Source organism: Actinophytocola sp. (assembly GCF_045807065.1).
Lineage (GTDB): Bacteria > Actinomycetota > Actinomycetes > Mycobacteriales > Pseudonocardiaceae > Actinophytocola.
The window spans coordinates 1-3,131 of record NZ_JBJMIE010000411.1 but is presented as its reverse complement, the minus strand read 5'-3'; the positions used below and the strand labels follow the sequence as shown (position 1 = coordinate 3,131).

The window sequence follows — 3,131 nt, the reverse complement described above, 5'->3', positions numbered from 1 at the left end:
GTCGGCCACGGATCCGGTCAGCACCACGATGAGGACGCTGAGCGTGAGGAGGATCGCGACGACGAGGGTGACGGCGACCCTGATGGGGAGCGTCTTCCAGATGGGACGGCCTTCCGGCACGTCGTAGACCGCGTTCGAGGCGCGCATGAACGCGCCGACGTAGTTGGACGCCGACCACAGGCCGCCGACCAGGCCGACGACGGCCAGGACGCCGGCGGTGCCCTGGGAGTGCTGGAGGTTGCGGGTCGCGTTGACCAGGATGTCCCGCACGGCGCCGGGCGCGGCGCCGCCGACGTCGTCGATGACGGTGTCCACTGTGGACTGGCCGAACAACCCGAGCAGCGAGACGACGACCAGCAGGCCCGGGAAGAGGGAGAGGACGGCGTGGTAGGTCAGCGCCGCGGCCCAGTCCGTCAGGTCGTCGTCGTTGAACTCCTTCACGGTGCGCTTCAGCACCTGCCACCAGGACCCGCGGTCGAGCGCGGTGGGCCCTTCCGGCGCGCGATCCGATCTCTGCGAACGACTCCTGCCGGTCATGGCGTCCTTCCTCGTACTGGCCCCGGCGGGGACCGTGCCGGGCACGCGTGCTGGGTATCCGCATCCGGCGAGAAGAAACGGCGTGCCGGTCTCGATGCCGCTGATCACGGTCTCGCGAGCGGGATCGGGTGCGAGCCGGTATCGTTGTGGCAGAGCGTCAAACAGCCGGCGTGGTCACCACTCACCTCGGGTGGCCTGGTTCGCCACGCTGCCCGGTTCGACGCCTCCGAGGTCTTCCTTGCGCATCGCCATGGTCGCCGAGTCCTCCCTTTCCTCCACCGCACCGCGACGGGTGCCATCGCTGACGGCGTGGTCCGCGGCGCTGACCCGCGCCGGGCACGACCTGACCCTGCACGTGCCGCCCGTCGGCCGCTCGACGCGAGCGGTGGGGCGGTTCGTCCGTGCTCTCACCGACCTGTGGCGGGCCGACCGGCCCGACGTCGTCCACCTGTCCTCCGGGTTCGGCACGGCGGCCGTCGTCGAGGCGGCGACGGCGCTCGGTGTGCCGGTCGTGTACGGGCTCGGGGAGCAGCGGCTCGACGCCGACGAGGTGGCCCAGGTCTCGGCCGCCGACCACGTCGTGGTGACCTACGACGGCCAGCGGCGCCGACTGGCCAGTGCGGGCATCGCACGCGGCAGGGTGTCGGTCGTGCCCTACGGGCTGGACGTCGACCACTTCACGCCGGACGGGGGGACCGCGTCCATGGGGCCCAGGGCGGCGCGGCGCATCGTCTCCGTGGGGCCGCTGGTGGCCGAGTCCGGGTTCGGCACCACGGTCGCCGCGCTGGTCGCCCTGCGGGACACCGAGCTGGTCGTCGTCGGCGGCCCCGTCAACGGCAGGCACGCGCACGAGCTGCGGGCCTACGCGAAGACCCTGGGCGTCGCGGACCGCCTGGTGCTGGCCGGCGAGGTCCCGGACGCCGCGATGCCCGCCCTGCTGCGGTCGGCGGACCTGGTGGTGTGCACCCCGTGGACCGCGACGTTCGGCATCGCCGCGGTCGAGGCGATGGCCTGCGGCGTCGCCGTGGTCGCGAACGGTGTCGGTGGCCTGGCCGACACCGTCGTGCACGGCGTCACCGGCGTGCAGGTGCCGCCGCGGCGCCCCCGCGACCTCGCGAGCGCCCTGCGCACCCTGCTCAACCAGCGGACGACCCGCGAACACCAGGGTGCGGCGGGCCGCGACCGCGCAGCCACGCGGTACTCGTGGACCTTCGTCGCGAAGCAGACCGCACACGTCTACCAGCAGGTGCTGAACCTCCGGTGAACGAGGGCAGTCCTGGGCGCTGAACCGGGCGCGGACCCCAGCGCTCGGGCAGGTCGCACCGCCTCGGTCCGGCCACCGCGAGTGCCGCGTGGGGCGTGGACTTCTCGCCCTGTGCGGTAGGGCATGTGGGGCGGTAACCGGAATGCTGGCCCTACTCTGCTGAAGGCCAGGGCTGCGGCCACCCCGGCCACCTGACGGTCCGGCGGGTGCCGCAGCCGGCGACCGGCCCGCTTCACGTCACGCTACTACCTCGGCGACCGGTGGACCCGGTCGTTCCCCGGTGGGTGCCGGCCACGGCGGCCGGCGGCGGCCACGCGGGTAAGCTGACGTCGTAGCTGGTGGCCGGCATGGGTTGGGTGAACTGAGGGTTGGGTGACGTCGAAGGCGGGTGCGACCTGGTGTCACAGGATGATCCGCTCGGGAGCGAGGTCGTGCTCGCGGACCTGGCCGCCCGGTTCGCCTCGCTCACGCGTGCGCTGCTGGGCGTGACGTCCGTCGCCGAGGCCCTGGAACGTGTCGTCCTCGCCGCGCGGGAGTCGGTGCCCCCCGCAAACCTGGTCAGCGTGACGTTGCGCAGCCCTGACGGCGCCTTCCACACCCCCGTGGAGACCGATCCGCTCGCCACCGAGCTCGACCAGCTGCAGTACGAGTTCGGTGAGGGCGCGTGCGTGGAGGCCGCGCGCCCGGACGGCCCGGCCATGGCGCTGAGCACCGAGTTGGCCGCTGACCCGCGGTGGCCCCGCTTCGGCACGGGGGCCGCCGAGCGCGGCTTCCACTCCCTGCTGTCGACCGCCCTGCTGCCCGACGTCCAGGCACCCCGGCTCTCCGGTGCGCTCAACGTGTACTCCCGGCGCCCGGAGGCCTTCACCCCCCGCGACCGGGACGTCCTGCTGCTGTTCGGGACGCACGCGTCACTGGCCCTGGCCAGGACAGAGGCCGTGACCCGGAGCGAACTGGAGGCCGAGCAGCTCCGCCAGGCGGTGAACAGCAGGGACGTGATCGGCCAGGCCAAGGGCATCCTCATGGCCAAGCGGCGCCTCTCGGCCGCCGAGGCCTTCGACGTCCTCCGCAGGACCTCCCAGGACAACAACATCAAGCTGCGCGACCTGGCCGAGACCCTGACCAAGAACCCGGACAGCCTCTAGCCCGCCCGCTGGTCCGCCTGAGCCACGGAACAGGCCCTAACTGCGGAGCCCCCGAGCGGTCGCGGTCCGGCGGGGGGACGGTTCGCGGTTGCCCTCCGCGTCGAAGCGCACGCGCAGCGAGAAGGCGGACGGCTCCGGCCCGTAGGCGTGCAGGTGGCGCAGCCGGGTGAGGGCGTCCGCCACGG

The 3,131-nt window shown here is 73.1% G+C and carries 3 protein-coding genes; 2 read left to right on the top strand and 1 reads right to left on the bottom strand.

From position 1 onward, the window contains the following. A partial coding sequence (locus ACJ73U_RS23975; protein WP_407779938.1) for a YihY/virulence factor BrkB family protein occupies positions 1–537 on the bottom strand: 537 nt, incomplete at its 3' end. A 292-nt stretch (positions 538–829) separates the two neighbouring features. On the opposite strand from ACJ73U_RS23975, the gene ACJ73U_RS23970 reads away from it, so the two are divergent. Both ACJ73U_RS23970 and ACJ73U_RS23965 read left to right on the top strand, forming a co-directional pair. Then, the gene (locus ACJ73U_RS23970; RefSeq protein WP_407779937.1) at positions 830–1,801 is read left to right on the top strand and encodes a glycosyltransferase family 4 protein; all 972 of its coding nucleotides are present in this window, start codon (positions 830–832) and stop codon (positions 1,799–1,801) included. A gap of 398 nt (positions 1,802–2,199) precedes the next feature. Next, on the top strand, positions 2,200–2,946 hold the full coding sequence (locus tag ACJ73U_RS23965; RefSeq protein ID WP_407779936.1) for an ANTAR domain-containing protein: 747 nt from the start codon (positions 2,200–2,202) through the stop codon (positions 2,944–2,946). Positions 2,947–3,131 lie beyond the last annotated feature (185 nt).